We start from the raw sequence: 23,128 nt of genomic DNA, 5'->3' as shown, positions 1-23,128 counted from the left end.
GCACCCCGTTTCTTCTTTCTTTGCTGTAAAAGGTTTATTTGGCTTGCCCTTCACAATCGTTCATAATTGCCTATAATGTGATTATAGATTAGCCCCAGGCGAGTCAAAATGGATTATAGAAAACAGTTAAGGGTAAAAAGGTGAACTGTGTATAAGGAGGACGTCGCTATTATTTTTAAACACGCTATCCAATCGTTATCCGGCCTTACCGAAAGGCTTTCACGTAGATTGGTCAATAAGCTCGTGCTTTTGTTCACGACGATTATTATTCTGGTAGTCGCTTCGCTAACGGTCATTTCGTATCAGATGCTTCAGCGGGAATCGGTAAACAACAGCATTTCGAGTACATCGAATAATTTGCTCTTGGTGAACCGCAATCTTGAAGCATATTTAGCGGGCATTAAGCAGCTTTCTTTGCCCCAATTCGATTATGACGAGCTTAATTACGCGATTTTGCATGCCGATAAAGAATATTCATCGCGCATGTATGTAGAGGATTATTTGCGCAGCTTGTATTACTCCAGGGACGATCTTGAGGGTATTTATTTGTATATCGTTGGCAGCCAAACTTATTATGCCGTGACGAAGGAAAATTATAATGTAACGGTCCGCACCGGAACCAGCGATGTCGTTCCAAATACATCGTGGTATGCGTCGGCTATGCAAGATCCGCAAAACCACGCGTTCCAATCGCTGGAGGACAAAACGGCTGCAAAAGAACAGACCGTCTATCCGGCCAACTTGAATGACAGCTTTATGGCGTACCACCGCTTGATGCGCTCGATCACGACGCGCAAGCCGCAAGCTGTTATTTCGTTTTACTTCAACAGTGCAGTCAAAGATAAAATATTGCGGGACGTTCCTTTTGACGCTGGCCAGCATTTGCTGTTTCTAAGTCCCGATAACGGATTGTTCCATGCGGACGATATGGATTTTTACCGCAGGGCGATTCATGTCGGTCTGACGGACGCGATTGCCGCGAACGCGAGCGGCCACTTTACATGGACAGAAGGAGATAACAAATACTTGGTCGTTTACGATAGAGGAAGCGATCAAGGGTGGACGCTTGCCAAACCGATCCCTTATCGTGAAATCTATGAAGCGGCTATGACAAACCGCAATTTGGGCTTTGCGATCGGTCTTGGCTTCTTGCTGCTGGCTATATTGGCCGTTGTCATTTTCTCGCGGAAAATTACGAAGCCGCTCGGAACGCTGCATAAACAGATGAGCCGATTCAGCGCAGGCGATTTCGAAGCGGAAGCGCCGGTATACGGGCGGGATGAAATCGCTTATTTATCGCATCATTTCAATTTGATGGTCAAGCGCTCGAATGAGCTGATCAATGAACGTTACAAAATGAAGCTTGTAGAGAAAAGCGCGATTCTGAAGGCGCTAGAGGCGGAAATCAATCCGCACTTTCTGTATAACGCGCTGCAAGCGATATCAACCAAGGCGTTGAAGCATGAGCGCGACGATATTGCAGAAATGGTCGATGCGCTGGCGCTCACATTCCGTTATTGCATTAGCGGCAAGGATATCGTATCGGCGAAAGAGGAATTGCAGCATATTAATCGGTATATGTCGCTGCAGAAAGCGCGTTTCGGGAATAGGCTAAAGGTGGGATATCATTGGGATGAGGCGTTAATGACCTATATGCTGCCCAAGCTATCGATTCAGACTTTGGCGGAAAATGCGATCAAGCACGCGCTGGAAAAAGTGTCTGCTACCGTAACGATTGCCATTGCGGCAAGCTTAACGGTCGATCATATCGAGATTACGGTTGCGGATGACGGTCCGGGCTTCGAACCGGACAGGCTTCGAAGCGTGCTGCAGTCGTTCGAAGCGGAGTGGGAGGATCGGGAAGGCGACAGTGTGGGCTTGGTCAACCTTCATACTCGGCTGCGTCTGCTTTATGGAGAAGATGCTCGTTTGGAAATCCATTCGGATCATACCGGGACACGGATGGTAATGTTAATACCGCGGGGAGGCAACGAACAGCATGTATAAAGTGTTGATCATTGATGATGAAGAGCCGTTAAGGGAAGCGATTCGCATTTTGGGCAATTGGGAAAAGTTTGCGGTCGAAGAGGTGCTGGAAGCCGAGAACGGCAAGCTAGGTTTAGAGATGCTTGCTAGCAGCAAAATCGATCTTGTGATGGTCGATATGAAAATGCCGGAGATGAATGGCATCCAGTTTTTGCAGCAGATGGAGCGGCAATACCCGGATTTGCTTACAATCGTCATTAGCGGGTATAACGATTTTGACTATACGCGGCAAGCGATTCGTTCAAAGGTTGTCGATTATTTGCTGAAACCGATTAATCGGCAAGATTTAAATTCGGCGCTCGGCAAAGCGGTCGATCTGATGGAGGCTAAGCGAAAAAGGGAGAGCGAATTTATTGCCAACAATATTACGCTCAACATGTCGTTGCCGAAGCTGAAGGAAAAAGTGTATTGGTCGATCATTGAGCAAAGCTTCAAGAAGAAGTCCAACGAAGCATTCTTGCCCTTGATCGGGGCCGATGAAGCGGGCAACCATTTTGCCGTTATTATTTTTCGATTGCTTAATATGGATCATGTCAGGGAGACGCGGTTCAATAACGATTCGGAGCTGCTGATCTTTGCGGCAAGCAATGTGCTTAACGAGATGGCTGATAGTCAATTTCGCTCCTTCAGCTTCGTTAATCCGACGCAGGAGCGTGAAATGATCGCTATTCTGACGATGACGGGCAGCGTTCAATTGAAGGATGTCGCCTTTCATGCAAGGCATAAGACGGCAAAGGCGGTATCCGCGCTGCGGGAGCTGTTTGGCGTTGCTGCAATTTCCGGTTATGGCGGCGCGGAGGATGACGTTATCCAATTATCGAGCAGCTATCAACGGGCCAAATCGGCGTTAAACGGAATTGATCTGCTGCATTTAAAGGAAGGCGCGGCTGCGGATGCCGTTGTAGAGGAGGGGTTGTCGCAACAAAGCAAGGAAAGTATGATTGCGAGTCTGACAAGCCGATTCGCTCACGTTCGCAGCGGGCTGGAAAGCGGAAACGTGCATCATGCGAAAAGCGTTATAACGGAACTAGCTGACAAATGGAGAGCTATGGATCGGCTTGCTATTGGCGATATGGACCGCACGTTGAACGAGTTTATTATTTTGCTGAATGATTTGTCGCTTGAGCAGGGAGTAATGAAGGACAGGCTTCCGCTTGGCGGCATGCAGTCGCTTCGAAAGCTTGGTCAGAACTGCGATTTCGGCAGCTTTGAGCAGTACGAAGTGCTGCTCCAAAAGCTGATCGATTATTTCAGCAACGAAATTCGCAAGTCGCAAACGGCAAATAAACCGTTCGATATTAGCGATATTAAGAGCTATATTGACGATAATTACTTTGAGGATATTAAAATCTCAATGTTCACCGAAAAATATTTTTTAAGCAGGGAATATTTAATGAAGCTGTTTAAGGGACAGTTTGGCTGCGGCATCCATGAATATGTGCAGAAGGTTCGCATGGAAAAAGCGAAGGTGCTGCTGGATGATCCAAGCATGAAAATCCAGGATATTTCGGAGAGACTGGGCTTTAAAGATAAAAACTATTTCAGCAAAGCGTTTCGAAATTACTTCGATATTTCGCCGTCCGAATATCGCAGCGATCAATTGAAGGTGTGAAAATAAGCAAAAAAGCGAACCGCGGACAAAAACCACTTTTTTACCCTTAACAAGCCACTTAAGTGCATTTTGATCGACAATCATTTTATTTACAATGACAACATGAAAGATAAACCTTTACGGAAACGGGGGCATTACGATGTTTAAGTCCAAGAAAAAAATGGCGGCGCTGACGCTTAGTCTTGTTATGGCGACTGGAGCGTTGGCAGCATGCGGCAACAAGGACAACAACGATGCAGGTACTGGAAATAAGGGAGCGGAAAGCGGTGACAAGCCGGTAACGATCAACATGTTTACAGCATCTCCGGAATACACGGAAGCTTTCAACGCTTATATCGCGGAGTACAAAAAAGTAAAACCAAACGTTACGATCAATCTTGAAATTATGCAAGCCGATTACAATACGGTTCTGAAATCGAGAATCGCTGCAGGAAGCACGCCGGACGTATTCCAAACGACAGCGGGCGGAGATATTGATACATTTGCCGAATACAGCGCCGATCTGACGAATGAGCCGCTTGCAGCGGCAATGACTGACGCGGTTAAAATCAACATGACGTCCTCGGACGGAAAAGTGCTTGGATTGCCGGTCAAAAATAACCTGATGATGATGATTTACAACAAAAAGCTGCTTGCAGACGCCGGCATTTCCGAAGTACCTAAGACGACTGCGCAAATGGAAGACGTAATCGCGAAGCTTGAAGCAAAAGGCATTACGCCATTCGCTAACGCTTATAAAGAGTGGTGGGTATGGAAGCATATTTTCCAAAACTTCGTTGATGCGGCTGCAGAGGATGCAGGCATTACGCCTAAAGAGCTCGTGAACAAGTTTATTGCTGGCGAAACAACATTCAAGGATCATCCGGTGTTGAACGACAACTTCTTCAAATTCATCGATTTGACAGTTAAGCACGGCACGGACAAACCGCTGGAGCGCGACAGCAACGCGGAAGTCAGCGACTTTGCGCTTGGCAAAGCGGCATTCATGACAGGTAAGGGCGCATGGGATGAAGAAGCGATCAAAAAAATTACGCCGGACATTGAAATCGGCATCGCGGGCTATCCTGTAAGCGAAAAAGCAGAGCAAAGCAAGCTGATCGTCGGCGCCGACCAAGCGCTTCGCATTAACAAAGATTCGAAGGTAGCTGCTGAAACGATTGCATTTTTCAACTGGCTGTACACTTCGGATTACGGCAAATCGTGGTTCTCTGACGTAGCGAAAGTCATTCCTCCAATCAAGGACGCTCCGCTTCCGAAGCTGGATATGCCGAGATTGATGGAAGAAGCGCTGAAAACAGAAGCTGCAGGCGACCTTTCCGTCAACTACTCGCTTGATACGTTCCACCAAAAATTCGGCGAGCTGATGCAAGCTTATATCGGCGGCAGCAAATCGAAGGATCAAGCGATCGAGGAAATTCAAAAGGCTTGGGTACAATTCGGAACTTCTAAATAATAACTTTCCTTCACTCAGCGCCTATTGGCGCTGAGTGAAGCTATTTATGGAGGGAAACGGGATGAACGGAATACGGCAGTCGATGATGATTGATATCGAAGAAAACGGACTTTATTTGAAAATAGAAGTGACTGCGGAAGGGGACGCGCGGCTGCTTCATTTTGGCGCTCGTCCTTTAGTAGAGGCAGATATTGCAGAGGAGCAAAAGCCGGGCTTCCGTTTGCTGGAGCTTCAGCTGACCGGCGAGGACCGTGCGGAATATCACGGCCGTACGCATCGCGCGACCTATCCGGGGCTCCGCATGGTTTATGAAGGCATGAACGACAGCCGAAATGAGCAAGGACGAAAGCTGGAGCTATTGCTTGCTGATCCGGTCACGGGCTTGCAAGCGGACCTTCATATTCAATTTTATAACGGCGTGAAGACGGTTCGCTGCTGGACGGTTCTTCGCAACGAAGGCTCGGAAGCAGCGGAAGTGGAATATGTGTCTTCGTTTGCTTTGACCGGTATCGAGAAAGAAGGGACGCTGGACCGCGACGAAAAAATGAGCGTCTATATTCCTCATAACGGGTGGCAAAGCGAGCTGCAATGGCGCAGCTATACGCTGCCGGAGCTTGGCATGTCGCATATGAAAGACCGCGGCTCAAAGCGCATTTCATGCAGCAATACCGGTTCGTGGTCGGCGGCGGAGCATATTCCGATGGCGGTATTGACGAATACGGAAACGGCGACGAGCCTGTTCTGGCAAATTGAGCATAGCGGCTCCTGGCATTGGGAGATCATTGATCAATACGACCATCTGACGCTGCTGGTCAGCGGCCCGACGGAGCATGACAACCATTGGTGGAAGCGGCTGATGCCAGGCGAGCAATTTGTCTCTGTCCCTGTTGCGGTAGGCGTTGCCGAGGGCGGCTTCGAGAAAGCGATCGGCGAGTTGACAAGCTATCGCCGCCGCATTCGCAGGCCGAATGACGATAATCGGCTGCTTCGGATTATTTTCAACGACTACATGAACTGTCTTTGGGGTTCCCCGACAACCGCCAAGCTGCTGCCTCTAATTGATGCGGCCGCAGAAGTTGGCAGCGAATATTTCTGCATCGACGCCGGATGGTATGCGCCGGGCGAATGGTGGGACGGCGTCGGCGAATGGCTTCCGTCGTCGGAACGGTTTCCGGAAGGCATTAAATATGTGCTCGACTATATTCGGAGCAAAGGGATGATTCCGGGTCTTTGGCTGGAGCTTGAAGTGATGGGGATAAGAAGCCCTAAGCTGGCGGAGACCGATGACAGCTGGTTTTTCAAACGGCACGGCAAACGGGTCGTAGACCGCAGCCGCTACCAGCTCGATTACCGCAATCCGAAAGTGATTGCGCATGCGGATGAAGTCATTCGCCGTCTGGTCGAGGACTATGGCGTCGGCTACATTAAGATGGACTACAACATTAATGCGGGCATCGGCACGGAAACCGATGCGGACAGCGTCGGGGACGGGCTGCTTGCGCACAATCGCGCGTATTTGGCATGGCTCGACCGGATATTTGCGCGCTATCCGGAGCTTGTTATTGAGAACTGCTCAAGCGGCGGCATGCGCATGGATTATGCGATGCTCAGCCGGCACAGCATCCAGTCGACGAGCGATCAAGAGGATTACGTTAAATATGCGGGCATCGCTGCGAGTTCTCCAGCCGCGCTCACGCCGGAACAATCGGCGATCTGGTCGTATCCGCTGCGCGAAGGCGACGATGAGGAAGTTATTTTTAATATGGTCAACGCGCTGCTGCTGCGCATTCATCAGAGCGGCCATTTGGCGGAGTTAAGCCCGCGCCGGCTCGCGCTGGTGAAAGAGGCGCTCGATTATTACAAAACGATTCGCGCGGATATACCGGAAGCGCTGCCGTTCTGGCCGCTGGGTTTGCCGAAGCAGCAGGATGACTGGATCAGCTTTGGGCTGCGCGCGGGCAATCGCGTATATGTTGCCGTTTGGCGTCTTGCCGGAGGGGAGAAAGAGGTTCGTCTGCCGCTTTCGGCGTTTAAAGGCAAGGAAGCTTCAAGTCAACGCTGTGCGTATCCGGCAGACACGAGAGGGACGTCTTCGCAGTGGAATGCGGAAGCGGGAACGCTTGTTGTCCGCTTGCCGGAACCGAGAACGGCGCGGCTGTTCGAGCTGGATTTTTAGAAGTAAGCTATTAGATAACCGTACTTTTGGCCAAGCGCCTCCTCATATACTGCAACGAAGCGCAGAAGAGAGGAGGCTTTCGTATGTCCGCGAACGATGGAATCCGGTATTACAAGCCTTATGTCGGTCCTTTTGATCCTTGCCCGCCCATCCGTGTGAAAAGCTATAGTACGCCGCCCCAATTATTTATACCGTTTCAGCCGCCGAACTGGCCGCAGTTCAGTCCTCATGATGCTTTGAAATACGGTACGCTATGGCCGGCTTTGTACAGCTCGTATGAATCGAAATGCATGCGGAAAGAGGAAAGCGAGGAGGAAGCCGGTGACTAAAACGATGGATGAGGAATTTTACAAGCTGCTGCATGAATTGCAGGCGGTTGACTTCGTTTTGGTCGAGCTGAATCTATATCTCGATACCCACCCGAACGATTTCAATGCGATACAGCAGTACAATCATTGCGCGCAGGTGAGGCAGCAGCTTGCTCATCAGTACGAAATGAGATACGGTCCGCTGAATAACTTCGGACATAGCTTTTCCGGTGCTCCTTGGCAATGGAACGACACGCCTTGGCCGTGGCAGGTGTAAGAATGGAATGGATTGGACAGGACAGGACTGAACTGAACTGGACTGGACTGGACTGGACTGGATGGGAGCAAGCCCGTTTGTAAGCTAGGCTTCGGCATGAAAGCGAGGAGGACGCCGGCATGTGGATTTACGAGAAAAAGTTGCAATACCCGGTGCGAGTCAGCAAATGCGACCCGCTTATGGCAAAGTTTTTGCTTGAGCAGTACGGCGGGGCTGACGGAGAGCTTGCTGCGGCGCTGCGGTACTTGAATCAGCGGTATACGATTCCCGATAAAGTGATTGGGTTGCTGACAGATATCGGGACGGAGGAGTTTGCGCACCTCGAAATGATTGCAACCATGGTCTACAAGCTGACGAAGGATGCGACTCCTGACCAAATGAGGGCTGTTGGCCTCGGCGATACGTATGTGTCGCATGACAATGCGTTATTCTATCAGAACGCTTCGGGAGTTCCGTTTACAGCAGCCTATATTCAGGCGAAAGGCGATCCGATCGCCGACCTTTATGAGGATATCGCGGCGGAGGAGAAGGCAAGAGCGACGTATCAATGGCTCATCGACATGACCGATGACGTCGATTTACAGGATGGTTTGAAGTACTTGCGGGAGCGGGAAATCGTCCACTCGCTGCGTTTCCGCGAAGCGGTGGAGATCCTAAAGGAGAAGCGGGACGAGAAGATTTATTATTGAGTGTGGGAATGAAAAGAGGGTTGCCGGTACAGTTAGTGCCGGCAACCCTCTTTTGATTGGACTCCTATGTTCTCCGTCAGCTTATTAGAGAAAAGTAAGCAGAGATGAGCATCGGAAGACTCGATATACATCCCACAGTAAAAATAATAAAGGTATTAAACAATGATCTGGATAGCCTCGAGAAAGTTCCAATTATGTCCCCATTATAAAACCACATTAGTATATATGTCATTATGATGTAACCGATAACTATTATAACCCCAATCAACTTTGAAGCTGGACTCGGACCAATGTATTCGTCCCTGAAACGATGTTCGTATTCGAAACCAAATAACGAAAGGTAAGAAAGGAAAAGAATAATAAACGTAACAACGGAGGAAGACAGTAGTAGCAGATATTTTACTTTTGATTTTTTCAGAAAGACTAATGAGCTCATTTGCCCACACTCCATATACATAATGTCCTCATTTTAGCACAATTTCATTACGCTTAACTTCCGTTTATTTATATCACTCAATATGAACGAAAAAACTTATTGATATCATTAATGTACAGAAAGATTTGCGCACCTCGAAATGAATGCAGCCATGGTCTACAAGCTGACGAAGGACACGACTCCTGACCAAATGCGGGCCGTTGGCCTCGGCGATACGTATGTGTCGCATGACAATGCGTTATTCTATCAGAACGCTTCGTGAGTTCCGTTTACAGCAGCTGATATTCAGGCGAAAGGCGATCCGATAGCCGACCTCTATGAGGATATTGCGGCAGAAGAGAAGGAACTTATAATTAATTCGATACAAGGTGATTAACATTTTCTGGTGAATATAATTATCTAGGCAGTTGAAACGATCTAGTTATAGGGATGGGGCGGACCATTGCGGAAAAAGTGGATTGATTATAAATATATTTCATTAAGCTTTATCCTCAATATCGTTTGGTTTGTATGGATTTTCTACACTTTAGTATATATGTCCGCAGTGGCGATGATGGATAATTACTTATCATTGCTTGATGACATTGAGATAAAAAGAAACTGGCTGCGGGATGGTTTAATCGGATTAAACGGAATAATATGGATATGTTTTACAGTAGTCCTTTTTATGTATCATATCAAATGTATATTCCAATCGAAATATAGCCGTCTAACTGCTATTTTCTCCTTTATTATTTCTGCATGCATTACAATACTCGCAGTAAAATTGTTTATATATTGGTATTATGAAACGCCGGCTATGAGCAGGGAAAAGGCGATATCATATGCAATTGAAATTAAGGGACCTGACTGAAGAAAACACTTCAACGAGCACAGAATATACTACCCCAAAGTATATGACTCAGATGACCGATCGGCAGTTTAGAAAGAGAATAATATTTCATACCAGTAGGGAAAATCTTTGTCAAGGAGATCGAATGATGCATAAGAAGATTCGGCAATCGGCATATCCTGCTTTTGAAGCACTCAAGAGGATGGAAGAGCTGGAAAGGGAAATTGAAGAAGAAATAGGAAAAAGCTTTTTTGATTCCATCGGAATTTCTTTCGATTATTGGCCTGAGGATGAAAACGCTGAGTATGATGAAGAGAACATGCCTATCGATATGGTATTGCTTGCGACGACAACCGTTTCTGAATGTTCGTTTGGATTTATAACGGAGTTTAGCACGATTGATGATCTAGCGAACGCGCCGATCGTTCAATACGAGTCGATCGGATTGGACAAGCATGCAACATTGATCGCACATCATTTTATCGATTTTTTAAGGCTGCTCATAACAAAGAAGAGCGTTTTTGGACTGATGTCTGAAGAGGATACGGCTTCAGATGTAAGCCCGGAAGATCAATATATTTATAAACGGATTATGGAAACTTTTCAGATTGAACCTTTTGCAAGCGTCCAGTCTTACAAACAGCAGTTAAAAGCGGACCGTGCAAAAAATAGTGTGGTCGATACTTATAACGGCCTTGGCGTCAGCACCTTGACGGGTTCAACGGCACACCAACGGTTTGTCGTGCCGGATGGGGAGGATGATGAGGAGATAATGGCTCTATTGACCGATTTTCTAAAGTCATCAAGTCTGGAGAGCAAGCTGGCCTATATCCGTGATGTTCAAGAAAACAGTTATATCGATATCCCGTCTTTCGAAGAAACCGATGTGCTATTAATCGCAGAACTGAAACGCCACGGCTTTGTGAACGAAGCAAAAAGGATGGCGCTCATCACAGGAAATGATGACTGATATTCAGTTGCAAGAAAGAAAGGAGCTAACGCCATGATCATTTCCAATAAAGAAAAAGCAATATCCTTTTTACAGTATGTTTCGTCGGGGGAGGTGCGGGCTGCGTACCAGCGGCGCTGTCGTCCATATTTTCCGCTTCGACAACGGACTCATCGCCGAATTATGGGATGTAGGGCAGCCTATTCCAGAGGAGTCTCCCCACGAGAATGGCGTATTCTAGTTTATTTGAAAGGCTCTCCGAGCTTTTCTTTGAACTGGCCAGGCGAGCAATGATTGTATCTGCGGAACATCGAATAGAAATGTCCGATGTTCGACATGCCGACGGAGGCGGCAACCTCGGCAATGCTCATATCTTTCGTCAGCAGCAGCTGTTCGGCCCGTTTGACTCGTTTGTACGATAAAAAGTCAGTAAAAGACATGCCGACCGCGAGCTTGAACTGCTTGATGAAATACGTATAGCTCATGTTGATCTGCCCGCATAGATCGGCGACGGCGATTTTGATGTCCAGATGCTGCTCGACATAATCAAGAATGGGCTGCATGCGCTGCAGCATCGGATTGTCATTGTAATGAAGTCGACGCTTGCTGTCATGGCGGAGCAGCAATAGCAAAATCTGCTTGAACTTGGAGGCGACCGCCAAGTCATGCCCTTCCTCGCCCCGTTCCATTTCATCGTGAATTTCTCGGATAAGGGCGGCAATTTGGATACGTACATTTGCATGTTCCCGGAAAATATAATTAAGCGAGCTGAGCGGACGAAGAACCTCGGAAAACCGCTTCATGCTGTCCATCGTACTTTGATCCCAATAGTTTTGTAAATCAACTTGGAAGACGTAATAGCTCAACTGCTGATCCGCGGGCATCGTTGTATGCGGCTCGTTCGAACCGAAGATGGCAACGTCTCCGGCATTCAGCACCAGCTTTTCATCCGGGCAATAGGCGGTTTGTTGCCCTTGTACGATCGCGACGAATTCAATTTCTTTATGGTAATGCCATTTCACATATTTTTTTTGCTGCCAATCGTTTTCCGCTTGCAAACGGATTTCCTCCGGCGGAGTGCGGTCGTATTCGTCAATTCGCCACACGCGCAGAGCAAGCAGCGGATTCTGGTAGATGACTTTCTCATATAACAGATCAGGGTACATTTTTTCACCTGCTCGTCCAGTATAATCATTATTATACAACAGAATACCGTAATAATAAGCTGGAATATGGAATTGGTCATGCAGGTTGAATTGTTTACAATGTTAAGCATATAAAGCATCTTAACCAACCCAGGAGGATTGAATCTGCAATGACGATAAATGTAACGATATGGAATGAATTCCGCCATGAAAAATCGAATCCGGCTGTTACCGAGCTCTATCCGAACGGCATCCATCAAGCAATTGGCGAAGGGATTACTGGTGACGTAAGCGTAAGATACGCTGTTCTGGATGATGCCGAGCACGGCTTAACGGAAGAAGTGCTGAACAGCACGGATGTGCTGCTTTGGTGGGGACATATGGCGCATGGCGATGTGCAGGATCACATTGTCGAGCGCGTATACAACCGTGTGCTGCAAGGAATGGGACTGATCGTACTCCATTCCGGCCATTTCTCGAAAATTTTCAAAAAGCTGATGGGGACAAGCTGCGACCTGAAATGGCGCGAAGCGGGGGAGAAGGAGCGGCTGTGGGTTGTAAATCCCGGCCATCCAATCGCACAAGGCATTGGCGAATATATTGAGCTTGCGCAAGAGGAAATGTACGGCGAGCATTTCGATATTCCGCAGCCTGACGAGCTTGTATTTACGAGCTGGTTCGAAGGCGGAGAAGTGTTCCGCAGCGGCTGCTGCTATACACGCGGATCGGGTAAAATTTTCTACTTCCGTCCAGGCCACGAGACGTATCCGACTTATTACAATACGGAAGTAAGAAAAGTCATTTCAAATGCGATCCAATGGGCGAAGCCGGTTGGCCGCGAATATCCGAGCTATGGCCATGTGCCAGTGGCGCTTGAACCAATCAAAGGTAATAAATAAGAAACGGCAAGAGAGGCTGCCCATAACGGGCAGCCTCTCTTTAGAACAATAAATAGGCAAAGAGCGGGGCGAGCGTCTACAGGCTGTCTCTTTGTTTAAACACGCTGCGGATAACATCGCCTCGGCTAATAATGCCGACGAGCACACCGCTGCGCAGTACAGGCAGTTTTTTAATACGCTTCTCGCCCAATGTTGCGGCAATGTTCTCGATTTCTTCATCCCATGAGACGGTTATGACTTTACGGCGCGCGATGTCCATGACATTCAAATTCAGCAGTCGGGATGCCCGTTCGTCGAAATGATCGCAATCCCCCTGCAGAATGGCGATGTAGTACATATTGTTAATAATAAGATCCTTATGTTTTCCGATATAACGCATAATGTCCCCGTCGCTAATATAGGCGACAAGCTCATTGCGGTCGTTCACGACTGGAAGCCCGCTGATCTGATATTTGATGAATTTATCGACGACATCCCTTACGGTGTCGTCTTTTTTCACTTTGTAGATTTGTCTGATCATGATCTCGTGAGCCTGCATAGGTATCTCCTCCGACCTCTACGACGGGATTTCATAGCAGAATAAAATAAATATAACGTAACGTTAAGTAAAATAGAATAGCAGCCTCATACCGTCAACTGTTACTAGATTTGATGGAGCTGTATCCTTGGTTATTACTATATATGCTGACGTCCACGATCGCGACTGTGCTTGTAGACAGGTCTCAGACATTTCTAAGTTTGCCGTTATAGGCATGCCGAGGATGGTTGGAGTCATTTTTATTTCCCCCGATTTGAACGGCCGTGGGCTCTTTCTTTTCAGTAAAATATAATATAATGATTGAGAACTGATATATACATAGAAGAATGGAGTGGTTGGAATGAAACGCAACCGAATGGGCAATTCCGATTTGTATGTCGGCGAGATCGGCTTGGGCTGCATGTCGCTCGGAACGGACAAGACGAAGGCGGTCTCGCTACTTCACGAAGCGCTCGATCGCGGCGTCAATTTTCTGGATACTGCAGATCTATATGACGACGGTTTGAATGAGGAAATCGTTGGGGAAGCGATTAGAAGCAGCAGCGTTCGCCGCGAGGATATCGTTGTTGCGACGAAGGTTGGCAATCGCCGCATTCCTGGACAAGAGGGCTGGGTCTGGGACCCCTCTAAAGCATATATTTTATCATCTGTAAAAGGAAGCTTGCGCCGGCTGGGCGTCGAATATATCGACTTGTATCAGCTTCATGGCGGCACCATAGAGGACCCGATCGACGAAACGATCGAGGCGTTCGAGCAATTGAAGCAAGAAGGGTGGATTCGCCACTATGGCATTTCCTCGATCCGTCCAAACGTTATTCGCGAATATGCAAATCGCTCAAGCATCGTCAGTTTGATGAGCCAGTACAGCTTGCTTGATCGCCGTTCCGAAGAAACGGTGCTGGAGCTGCTGGAGGAGAAGGGCATCGGCCTGATCGCCCGCGGACCGGTAGCGAAAGGAATATTGACAGAAAAAGGCGCCTCCCGGACGGCGAAAGGTTACTTGGACTACTCGGCAGAGGAGCTTGCTTCGATGCACGGCAAGCTGCTGGAGCTGGCAGACGAAGGCAGGAGCTTGAGCCAGCTGGCCATTCGGTATACGCTGGCTCATCCGGCCGTTTCTGTGGCGATTCCTGGAGCCAGCTCACTGGAGCAGCTGCTTCACAATATCGCGGCATCGGAAGTGAAGGCGCTGACCGAGGAAGAGCTGTCAACACTGCGCAGCTTGACCAGATTGAATACGTACGAGCAGCATCGTTAAGCGGCGCGCGACCCACTGCTTAAACAAGGCTGATTTTAGCCTTGATACGCAAATCCGCAGTCCATTCCTCCTGAACAAGGCCGAAATCGGCCTTGTTCTTTTCAATCCAAAGCGGCACGCATCTCAACTGCCCAAACAAGGCTGAAATCAGCTTTGTTTGGGCAGTTCTCTGCCGCCGTTTCTTCACTCGACTCCGCTTCTATTTTTGCTGTCTACCGATTTAAGCTCTTTTTCGTGACCACTTTGTTCGGCCGGGCCTGCAAAATATGTACAAGCTGCTCGGCCATATATTTAGGCGGATGTTGAAAGCCGGATTGAATCCAGTGGCAGGCAAGTCCGAGCAAAGCGTGCATCTGATAAATGACAAACAACTCAATATCAATATTTTTTTCAGGCATATTGGCTTGATGAATCAAATCGTTTAAGCTCGTATTTTTCAAAGTGTTGAACATCTTTTCCCGGAACCCGGGCATGACACGCTCATCGACCATCAACGAGTAGGTTTCTGCATGGGCGTAAATGTGATCGAACAGGGCGACAGCCGTTGCCGGCAAACTCGCGATCTCAAAGGAATCGATTTTCTCATAAGGTTTGCGAAAAGCTTCGGATAGTCCCTCCAGCAAATCGTGCATAATATCTTCGAGCAGCGCTTCCTTATGCTCGTAATGCGCGTAGAACGTGCCGCGATTGAAATCGGCATGTTTTACAATTTCCGTTGTCGTTATTGAAGCAAAACTTTTTTTCTTCATTAGTTCCAGCAATGCCGATTTTAATGCAAGCTTGCTCCGAACGATCCGTTTGTCCGTTTTTTGGCTGTCGTTATCCATGCTTCCAATCCTTCCATTCGTTCTTATTGCACAAAATGGCGCAAGTTGTACGTTAACGTACAACGGCGATTTGTTTGCTGATTGTTCGGGATTTGGACATTGACTATACTTAAAGCAACGGATGTACGATAACGTACACCTGTTCAGTATATTATACTTCTTAACATGCTCAGCACCCAACAATTATATTGGAGGTTATTTCGATGAGACTTGATGGCAAAGTGGCGGTAGTAACGGGAGCAGGCTCCGGTATGGGCAGAGAAATCGCATTGCTGTTTGCAAAGGAAGGCGCTAAAGTCGTCGTTTCGGACTTAAACGAACAATCGGCGCAAGCTACTGTGGATCAAATTACAGCAGAAGCAGGTACAGCCGTATTGGTTGTATCGAACGTTGCAATTGAAGAAGACGTTCAAAAAATGATTGACACAGCGGTCGAAAAATTCGGCACGCTCGATATATTGATTAACAACGCCGGAATTATGGACGGCATGGTGCCAGCTCATGAAGTAACCGACGCGCAATGGGAGCGAGTATTTGCCGTTAACGCGACGGGGCCAATGCGCGCGATTCGCAAAGCGCTGCCGATCTTTATGGAGAAAGGCCAAGGAACGATCGTCAATATCGCTTCAGTCGGCGGTTTGTTCGGCTCCAGAGCTGGCGCAGCTTACACTGCGGCGAAGCACGCGGTAGTCGGTTTAACGAAAAACGTCGGCTACCAGTACGCGAAAAACGGCATTCGCGCCAATGCAATCGCTCCGGGCGGCGTAAATACGAATATCGGAGTAGGCAGCACAGCGCCTAACGAATTCGGCATGAGTAAAACGATGCCAGGGATGGCTGTAATGCCAAGATTAGGCGAGCCGTCAGAAATCGCAAAAGTGGCGCTGTTCCTCGCCTCTGATGATTCAAGCTTCGTCAATGGCACGGTCGTTACTGCTGACGCGGGTTGGACATCCTATTAAGATAAATGTTCCAAGAGCTGGCCGACTTCGGCCGGCTCTTTTTGCTATCTCGTTTGACATACCTCAATTACTTTATTATAATTACTTACAATTAGTAACTAGTGGTTATGTTTTTACTTTGCGCATAATAGATATGAACAGCAGCTTTTTCAGGAGGATGCAATCATCATGGAACATAGTGAAATCGCCGGTAAACCGGAATCATCGCAGCCTGTAATTCCGCAACAACAAGAGAGCGCGCCATTTGAATTCGGCATATATACATTGGGCGATTTATCGCCCGATCCACATACCGGACAAACCGCGAGCGCGCAGCAGCGCATTCGAGAAGTGATTGATGCTGCAAAGCTAGCGGATGAAGCCGGGATCGACGTCTTTGGCGTCGGCGAGCATCATCGTTTGGACTTCGCCATTTCGTCGCCGCCGGTGCTGCTCGCCGCCATTGCGCAAGCGACCAAACAAATTCGGTTGACCAGCGCGACTACGGTGCTTGGAACGGCCGATCCGGTCCGCGTTTTTGAAGATTTCGCAACGCTGGACCTGCTTTCGAACGGCCGTGCTGAAATGATTGCAGGCCGGGGCGCTTATGTAGAATCGTTCCCTTTATTCGGGTACGAGCTTGACAGCTACGCGGAGCTATTCAGAGAGAAGCTGGAGCTGTTTCTGCAGCTGAATGAGAATGAGCGGGTAACGTGGGACGGCAATTTCCGCTCCGCGCTGTCAGAGGCGGAAATTGCGCCTCGGCCTGCGCAACGCCAGCTGCCAATCTGGCTTGGCGTAGGCGGAACGCCGGCAAGCGCTGCACTTGCCGGGCAGTTGGGCGCAGGCATGGCGCTCGCTATACTCGGCGGCGATATGCAAAAGTTTCAGCCGCTCGTTGAGGCGTACCGCCAAGCTGGCGCAAAGGCGGGACATGCTTTGGCGAGATTGCCGGTCGGCATTACCGGGCATTGCTACATCGCAGATTCTTCCCAGCAAGCGAGGGAGGAATTTTATCCTCATTACGCTTACTACTTCTCGCATTTCATGGGGAATGAACGGCCGACCCGTGAACAATTCAATCAGTTAACCGCTCCTGACATGGGTCTTGTCGTCGGCAGCGCGGATGAAGTGACCGAGAAGATTTTGCTGCAGCATGAGCTGTTCGGACATACGCGTTTCCTTGCGCAATTCGATATCGGCGCGGTTCCGTACGCTAAAGTTGCTCATGCGATCGAGCTGCTGGCCGTTAAGGTAGCGCCGGTGGTTAGACGGGAAATCGCCAAGAAACAAGCTGACAAAACGAACTTATAATGGATAGACGAAATCTTCATCACGCTGTAAGGCGGATGAAGATTTTTTGTTGTTCAAACCGCGTGGAATACTGAGATAGAAGGTAATTAACGATCCTCGTTGAATTGAATTATTTAACAGAAGAAATTAGGGGGATCGGAGAGATGATGAAACGAGCTTTTTCTGGCTATAAAATAATAACCATCTGTATCCTGCTAATGTTTATTGCGATTCCCGCCGTATTTGCGGCAAGCTTAAAGCAGCTGCCCTCCGATCAATCGAAGCCAATTACAATTGACGGTATTGTTCAAGCCCAAATGCGCGGAAGCGATCATTTTCAGGTTAAAGCACAGCTTGCGCCTGACGGATTAACGAGAGATATTTACTATTCGGACAAAAATAAACTCATCTATGGGGTAAATGACTATACTGATGAAGTATTTGCCTACGATGAGGATGGAGAGCAAGCATGGTCGTATACGATTGAGGAGCGTGGATATGCACGAATGCTGGCAACCGAGAATGCCATTTATGTTTTTGTCATCACTTCTATATTTTTCGAGGACGTAAATGACATCCCGGCAGTCCTGTATTCCTTCAAACCGGACGGAACAATAAATTGGAAATATACATTTGCCGAGCCTCATCAGGATTACGATTTCCCGGCCATTCATATCGATTCCAAGGGTATGGTGTACGTACAGACGAAAAATTCAATTGCAGGCATTAAAGACGGAAAAGTGGTATGGGAATATAAAAACAACTTCAATATTTACGATCTTTTTTCCGATAGCAAGGGCAATCTATTCTTCGAGACGAATGATTATGTTTTATACAAAATCGATGCTCAGAAAAAGATACAGTGGAAAAAGAGCATAGGCGAGGGCAGGCTGGCATTGCTTAGCGATGAGCGTTATATTATTCATACGAATCATTTAAAGACCGCTTATATCGATACGAAGACTGGAAAAACAGTATCGTCTTCAGCTATTCAAACTAAAATTTACGATGGGAAGCTCATGCCAAATGACGGAAAAGGCAACCGGTATGAGCCTGAAAAGCTTGATCCGTATAAAATGCCAAGCGGCAACGGTCTCGTTAAGGTAGATGAAAGCGGTAAAATTTTATGGCATTATAAAATCCGCTTTTCCGGTTATAGCGCAGTTCGAAGCGTAGCTTCCGATCAATATGGAAATGTTTATTTTAACGATAACGGCGGAAATCTGTACAGCTTGGATTCCAATGGCAATGAACGATTCATTATTATTGTCAAAGACAAAGGACTCAGCTACTTCGATCTGTATGCTTCCCCTAAAGGGAAGGTCATCGCAACAAATAGCAAATTGGGTTTATATAGGATTGAACGTAAACAGTAACGTTGCTGAAAAAATAAAAGGCTGTGCCGGGCAAAAACAGATGCCCCGCAGCCTTTTTGCCATTTAATCTTGTTTCCTGCACATTGAAGGGGTTATCCCTTTGTACTGTTTAAACAGCTTCGTAAAATAGTTCGGGTTATCGCAGCCGATTTGGCCGGCGATGTCCGTCACGCTCAGATCGGATTCGCGCAGCAGCCGCTCGGCTTCGTTGACCCGGCATACGTTGACATATTCAATGAACGTGCGGCCGGTCAGCTTTTTAAACATTTTGCAAAAATGGTAGGGAGAGAGGCTTACCTGCTGCGCTGCTTGCTCAATTGTAATCGGCTCGGCAAAACGCTCCTCAATATACTCGATTAGCGGTTTAAACCGCTCCCGGTTCGGCGAGTGGTCTTTTCCTTTTTCTGCAGCGCTTTGCCGATTGAAGAAAAGCCGCGCAAGTTGAGCAAGCAGAAGATGCAGCTGTGATTTTACTATGAGCTGATAGGCGGGGCGCTTCGCGAGCGATTCGTCGATCAGTTGGTTGATGAGACTGTAATAATGAGCGGACAGCGGCTCGATCAGGTCGGGCTTTACTGGGAGGCGGCGGCGATCCTCCAGATAAGGCGCAACAAATTGCATATGGATCGGATCATGCGCCCAATCCTTGAACAAGGAGCCGTTAAATACGATGGACACGAAGGAGGATTTGCCGTCTTCCAGACTGTATCCGACATGAAGCCCGCCAGCAGGCACAAACAAGACATCCCCCGGACATACCTCGTAAGGATCACTGTCGATATGGAAAATGGCCCGGCCCTGACGCTGAACGATAATTTCGAAATGCTCATGCCAATGAAGAAATAAAATGTTTTGGCCCTTAACGACATGCTGCTGTTCGTTCAGAAACACTCGAAACGGGTACGTTTTTTGTTCCAACGGCGTTATTTCTCGCAGCTCTTTTGGGTAGGTCATTCTTTTCAACTCCCGCAATATCCGACTAGTAATAAACAATATAAGTGGAGAAAATGTTGATTTTCCTCTATATACTGAAGGTGTTCTTCTTACTATAAGACAATATTGGAGTGGTCGACAAGTGAATCCATCCTTGCGTATTGGAACTTTGGTTGGCGGCGGAGATGCTGTTCGAGTCATCCCGCAAATAGCATCGCACGGCTTTGAATCATTCAGCTTGACGTTCTGGCAAACGACAGGAAGCACCGATCTCGCAGAGACGGCAAAGCGGGTTCGCGAGCTTTCGGATGAATACGGTTTCACCATTTCGACGATTGGCGTATTCGGCAATCCGCTCGTGCAAACGGGAGACAATGCCGATACGCTGAAGAGCTGGGAACGGTTGATCGATCATGCCGAGCTGTTCGGCACGGACATCGTTTCGGGCTTTGCAGGAAGGCTGCCGGGCTGCTCGATCGACGAGTCGATGCCTGCCTTTGCCAAAGTGTTCGGCGAGCTGTCCAAGCGGGCTTCGGACCGCGGCTTGCGGATCGCCTTTGAGAACTGCGCAATGGACGGCAACTGGAACAAAGGCGATTGGAATATTGCGCATAATCCGACCGCATGGGAAAAAATGTTCAATGCGGTTCCGGCCGATAATCTAGGACTGGAGTGGGAGCCGTGCCATCAGATGGTTGCGCTGATTGATCCGATTCCGCAGCTTCGCAAATGGGTCGATAAGGTGTTCCATGTCCACGGCAAAGATGCAACGATCGCTTGGGATATCGTGAAAGAATACGGCATCCACGGACCGAAGGAGTATGTATGGCATCGCACGCCGGGCTTCGGCGATACAAATTGGACTGATATCATTACGATATTGCGCCAAGCTGGGTATAAAGGAACGATTGACATAGAAGGCTGGCATGATCCGGTTTATAAGGATGAGCTGGAGATGACAGGCCAAGTGCATGCGCTGAATTATTTGAAAAGATGCCGCGGCGGCGATTTCATACCGAATCCGGTTTAGGGGGTCATGAATACATGGAACAGATAAAATATCGGGTTGTCGTAGCCGGCTGCGGAGGCATGGCCAACACCTGGATCGACTACGCGAAGAAGCGTCAGGATACGGAAATCGTCGGTCTGGTCGATATTCAATTTGAATTTGCAAGCGCAATGGCGGAACGGCATTCGCTGAACTGCGGGATCTTTACGGACGTAGAGAAAGCGATAGCGGAGTCGGGGGCTAATCTGGTCTTTGATGTGACAATTCCGGCCAGCCACTTTGACATCAGTTCAGCCGCGATGCGCCTCGGCTGCGATGTATTGGGCGAGAAGCCGCTGGCGGAGACGATGGAGCAATGCAACGAGCTGGTCGCGCTGTCCGATCAATTGCAAAAGTCGCATGCGATTATGCAAAATCGCCGCTACGATCCTCGTATCCGGGCATTGCGCGAAATGATCGAGCAGGGAACGATCGGGAAGCCTGGCTATATCGGAGCCGATTTCTTCCTCGCGCCTCATTTCGGCGGATTCCGCGATGCGATGGACAGTCCGCTGCTGCTCGATATGGCCATTCACACGTTCGACCAGGCCCGGTTCATTATCGGAGCAGATCCGGTTACGGTATATTGTCAGGAGTTTAATCCTGCAGGGTCGTGGTACGCTGGCAATGCGGCGGCAATATGCATTTTCGAAATGTCGGACGGTTCCGTGTTCTGCTACCGCGGCTCATGGTGCGCGGAAGGAGCGCCGACTTCCTGGGAAGCGGCATGGCGTATCACAGCTGAGAAGGGGACGGCCATATGGGACGGACACAGCAATCCGTACGCCGAAGTTGTTGCCGAGGGAGATCACAGCGGCCAATTTTATCGGTCTCACGACAGAGTTGAAACCGAGCCTAAGACGTTTGCGAATACGTTCCATCACGGCTGCTTGGATGAGATGTTCTTATCGCTTGCGGAAGGCCGCCCGGCAGAGACGAACAGCCGCGATAACCGGCTAAGCATGGCGATGGTGCTTGCTGCGCTGGAGAGTGCGAAGCAAGGCCGGAAGGTCACCATTGCCGAATATATTGAAGGTTAAAAAAAAGCTAAAAACAAAAAAAGAAGCCTAGGGACCGCGACGTGGTTGCCTAGGCTTCTTCTTTCAGTTGTTAGAGCGTTACAGAATATGCTTGAACATTTGATCAAGCGAGCCGCCGTTGTTGATGATCCGGATCGCGTTAGCGAGCAGAGGGGACATCGACAGCACTTTGAATTTTGCCGGACGATCTTCGGGAATCGCAATCGTATCGGTTACGACAACCTCGCTAATGTACGGGTGATCCAGCTTTTGAATCGCGTTTTCGGAGAATAGGCCATGCGTTGCGCAAATATAAGCGTTATTCGCGCCGCGTTTATGGAGAGCTTCGACAACATTGACGATCGTGCCGCCTGTATCGATCAAATCTTCAATAATAATCGGCGTCATGCCCTCGACATTGCCGATAACATGCGTAATCTCCGTTTTGTTATGTGCCGGTCTATTTTTAATCATAATCGCGAACGGACAATCCAGATAGCCTGCCAGTTTCTCGGCCATCGTTGCGCGGCCCGCATCTGGCGACACGACGACCGGATTCGGAATATCCATGCTTTTAAGGTAGTCGGTAATTAAATCGAGTGCGGTCACATGGTCAACCGGAATTTCAAAGAAGCCTTGAATCGCATCGGCGTGCAAATCTACGGTAACGATCCGATTGGCGCCTACCGTCGTCACGATATCGGCAACCAGCTTGGCTGAAATCGGTTCACGCGGAGCGGATTTGCGTTCCTGGCGCGCATAACCGTAGTAAGGCATAACGATGTTGATCGTTTTAGCCGAAGCGCGTTTTGCGGCGTCGATCAGGACGAGCAATTCTACTAAATGCTCGTTCACTGGATTGGAAAGCGATTGTACGATAAAAACATGATTATTACGCAGCGGTTCCTGATACGATGGATGGATTTCGCCGCTTTGCAGTCGATTAATATACACGTGACCGAGCGGCAAGCCAAGCTGCTTGCAAAGGTCTTCGGCTAACCGCTTGTTCGAGGTGCCGGAAAAAATTTTAACTTGTTGCATAAGATCCTCCTAAAGCGAAGCGAAATGGACGT

21 protein-coding genes and 2 pseudogenes are annotated in these 23,128 nt (G+C 48.4%); 17 read left to right on the top strand and 6 right to left on the bottom strand.

What is annotated here, in order from left to right:
* The first annotated feature begins 147 nt into the window (after positions 1–147).
* The 10 genes and pseudogenes from GOM71_RS13605 to GOM71_RS25145 all read left to right on the top strand — a co-directional run.
* A complete protein-coding gene (locus tag GOM71_RS13605; RefSeq protein ID WP_367649601.1) occupies positions 148–2,007 on the top strand; it encodes a sensor histidine kinase in 1,860 nt (619 codons plus the stop codon).
* Positions 2,000–3,658, top strand: a complete 1,659-nt coding sequence (locus GOM71_RS13600) for a response regulator (RefSeq protein WP_156281933.1) — start codon at positions 2,000–2,002, stop codon at positions 3,656–3,658. The genes GOM71_RS13605 and GOM71_RS13600 overlap by 8 nt, the downstream gene beginning before the upstream one ends.
* Before the next feature lie 139 nt (positions 3,659–3,797).
* Complete coding sequence (locus GOM71_RS13595; protein ID WP_156281931.1) at positions 3,798–5,111, top strand: extracellular solute-binding protein; 1,314 nt, start codon at positions 3,798–3,800, stop codon at positions 5,109–5,111.
* 61 nt (positions 5,112–5,172) lie between these two features.
* The gene (locus GOM71_RS13590) at positions 5,173–7,287 is read left to right on the top strand and encodes a glycoside hydrolase family 36 protein (protein ID WP_173275598.1); all 2,115 of its coding nucleotides are present in this window, start codon (positions 5,173–5,175) and stop codon (positions 7,285–7,287) included.
* Positions 7,288–7,370: 83 nt separating this feature from the next.
* Positions 7,371–7,616, top strand: coding sequence for a spore coat associated protein CotJA (locus GOM71_RS13585; protein ID WP_156281929.1), 246 nt, complete (start codon positions 7,371–7,373; stop codon positions 7,614–7,616).
* A 4-nt stretch (positions 7,617–7,620) separates the two neighbouring features.
* Positions 7,621–7,872: a spore coat protein CotJB gene (locus GOM71_RS13580; protein ID WP_301539630.1), complete on the top strand. Its 252-nt coding sequence runs from the start codon at positions 7,621–7,623 to the stop codon at positions 7,870–7,872.
* Between the two features lie 119 nt (positions 7,873–7,991).
* Positions 7,992–8,561, top strand: a complete 570-nt coding sequence (locus GOM71_RS13575; protein ID WP_156281925.1) for a manganese catalase family protein — start codon at positions 7,992–7,994, stop codon at positions 8,559–8,561.
* A 551-nt stretch (positions 8,562–9,112) separates the two neighbouring features.
* Positions 9,113–9,340, top strand: a pseudogene (locus GOM71_RS13570) (manganese catalase family protein); the annotation flags it as partial.
* A 481-nt stretch (positions 9,341–9,821) separates the two neighbouring features.
* Positions 9,822–10,799, top strand: a complete 978-nt coding sequence (locus GOM71_RS13565) for a hypothetical protein (RefSeq protein WP_156281923.1) — start codon at positions 9,822–9,824, stop codon at positions 10,797–10,799.
* Positions 10,800–10,911: 112 nt separating this feature from the next.
* Positions 10,912–11,019, top strand: a pseudogene (locus GOM71_RS25145) (nuclear transport factor 2 family protein); the annotation flags it as partial.
* Between the two features lies 1 nt (position 11,020).
* Here GOM71_RS25145 and GOM71_RS13555 read toward each other — a convergent pair.
* Positions 11,021–11,944, bottom strand: a complete 924-nt coding sequence (locus GOM71_RS13555; protein WP_156281921.1) for an AraC family transcriptional regulator — start codon at positions 11,942–11,944, stop codon at positions 11,021–11,023.
* A 149-nt stretch (positions 11,945–12,093) separates the two neighbouring features.
* Here GOM71_RS13555 and GOM71_RS13550 point away from each other — a divergent pair, with 149 nt between their 5' ends.
* Positions 12,094–12,822: a ThuA domain-containing protein gene (locus tag GOM71_RS13550; RefSeq protein WP_156281919.1), complete on the top strand. Its 729-nt coding sequence runs from the start codon at positions 12,094–12,096 to the stop codon at positions 12,820–12,822.
* 76 nt (positions 12,823–12,898) lie between these two features.
* On the opposite strand, the gene GOM71_RS13545 is transcribed toward GOM71_RS13550, so the two are convergent.
* Positions 12,899–13,360: a CBS domain-containing protein gene (locus tag GOM71_RS13545; protein WP_156281917.1), complete on the bottom strand. Its 462-nt coding sequence runs from the start codon at positions 13,358–13,360 to the stop codon at positions 12,899–12,901.
* Between the two features lie 340 nt (positions 13,361–13,700).
* Here GOM71_RS13545 and GOM71_RS13540 point away from each other — a divergent pair, with 340 nt between their 5' ends.
* A complete protein-coding gene (locus GOM71_RS13540) occupies positions 13,701–14,618 on the top strand; it encodes an aldo/keto reductase (protein ID WP_156281915.1) in 918 nt (305 codons plus the stop codon).
* A gap of 19 nt (positions 14,619–14,637) precedes the next feature.
* Here GOM71_RS13540 and GOM71_RS13535 read toward each other — a convergent pair whose 3' ends face one another.
* Complete coding sequence (locus GOM71_RS13535; protein ID WP_156281913.1) at positions 14,638–14,805, bottom strand: hypothetical protein; 168 nt, start codon at positions 14,803–14,805, stop codon at positions 14,638–14,640.
* Between the two features lie 25 nt (positions 14,806–14,830).
* A complete protein-coding gene (locus GOM71_RS13530) occupies positions 14,831–15,445 on the bottom strand; it encodes a TetR/AcrR family transcriptional regulator (RefSeq protein WP_156281911.1) in 615 nt (204 codons plus the stop codon).
* 203 nt (positions 15,446–15,648) lie between these two features.
* Here GOM71_RS13530 and GOM71_RS13525 point away from each other — a divergent pair, with 203 nt between their 5' ends.
* The 3 genes from GOM71_RS13525 to GOM71_RS13515 all read left to right on the top strand — a co-directional run bounded on the left by GOM71_RS13525 (position 15,649) and on the right by GOM71_RS13515 (position 19,055).
* On the top strand, positions 15,649–16,407 hold the full coding sequence (locus tag GOM71_RS13525; RefSeq protein WP_156281909.1) for an SDR family oxidoreductase: 759 nt from the start codon (positions 15,649–15,651) through the stop codon (positions 16,405–16,407).
* Between the two features lie 168 nt (positions 16,408–16,575).
* Complete coding sequence (locus GOM71_RS13520) at positions 16,576–17,700, top strand: LLM class flavin-dependent oxidoreductase (protein WP_156281907.1); 1,125 nt, start codon at positions 16,576–16,578, stop codon at positions 17,698–17,700.
* Positions 17,701–17,843: 143 nt separating this feature from the next.
* Positions 17,844–19,055, top strand: a complete 1,212-nt coding sequence (locus GOM71_RS13515; RefSeq protein ID WP_156281905.1) for an outer membrane protein assembly factor BamB family protein — start codon at positions 17,844–17,846, stop codon at positions 19,053–19,055.
* A gap of 63 nt (positions 19,056–19,118) precedes the next feature.
* Here GOM71_RS13515 and GOM71_RS13510 read toward each other — a convergent pair whose 3' ends face one another.
* The gene (locus tag GOM71_RS13510; protein WP_156281903.1) at positions 19,119–20,009 is read right to left on the bottom strand and encodes a helix-turn-helix transcriptional regulator; all 891 of its coding nucleotides are present in this window, start codon (positions 20,007–20,009) and stop codon (positions 19,119–19,121) included.
* Positions 20,010–20,130: 121 nt separating this feature from the next.
* On the opposite strand from GOM71_RS13510, the gene GOM71_RS13505 reads away from it, so the two are divergent.
* Complete coding sequence (locus GOM71_RS13505; RefSeq protein WP_367649600.1) at positions 20,131–21,018, top strand: sugar phosphate isomerase/epimerase family protein; 888 nt, start codon at positions 20,131–20,133, stop codon at positions 21,016–21,018.
* A 14-nt stretch (positions 21,019–21,032) separates the two neighbouring features.
* Positions 21,033–22,076, top strand: a complete 1,044-nt coding sequence (locus tag GOM71_RS13500; protein WP_156281901.1) for a Gfo/Idh/MocA family protein — start codon at positions 21,033–21,035, stop codon at positions 22,074–22,076.
* Positions 22,077–22,154: 78 nt separating this feature from the next.
* On the opposite strand, the gene GOM71_RS13495 is transcribed toward GOM71_RS13500, so the two are convergent.
* Complete coding sequence (locus GOM71_RS13495) at positions 22,155–23,096, bottom strand: ribose-phosphate diphosphokinase (protein ID WP_156281899.1); 942 nt, start codon at positions 23,094–23,096, stop codon at positions 22,155–22,157.
* Positions 23,097–23,128 lie beyond the last annotated feature (32 nt).

The organism is Paenibacillus sp. NEAU-GSW1 (assembly GCF_009737085.1).
Lineage (GTDB): Bacteria > Bacillota > Bacilli > Paenibacillales > Paenibacillaceae > Pristimantibacillus.
The sequence above is the reverse complement of the archived record's forward strand: the minus strand, read 5'-3'. Positions and strand labels throughout refer to the sequence as shown.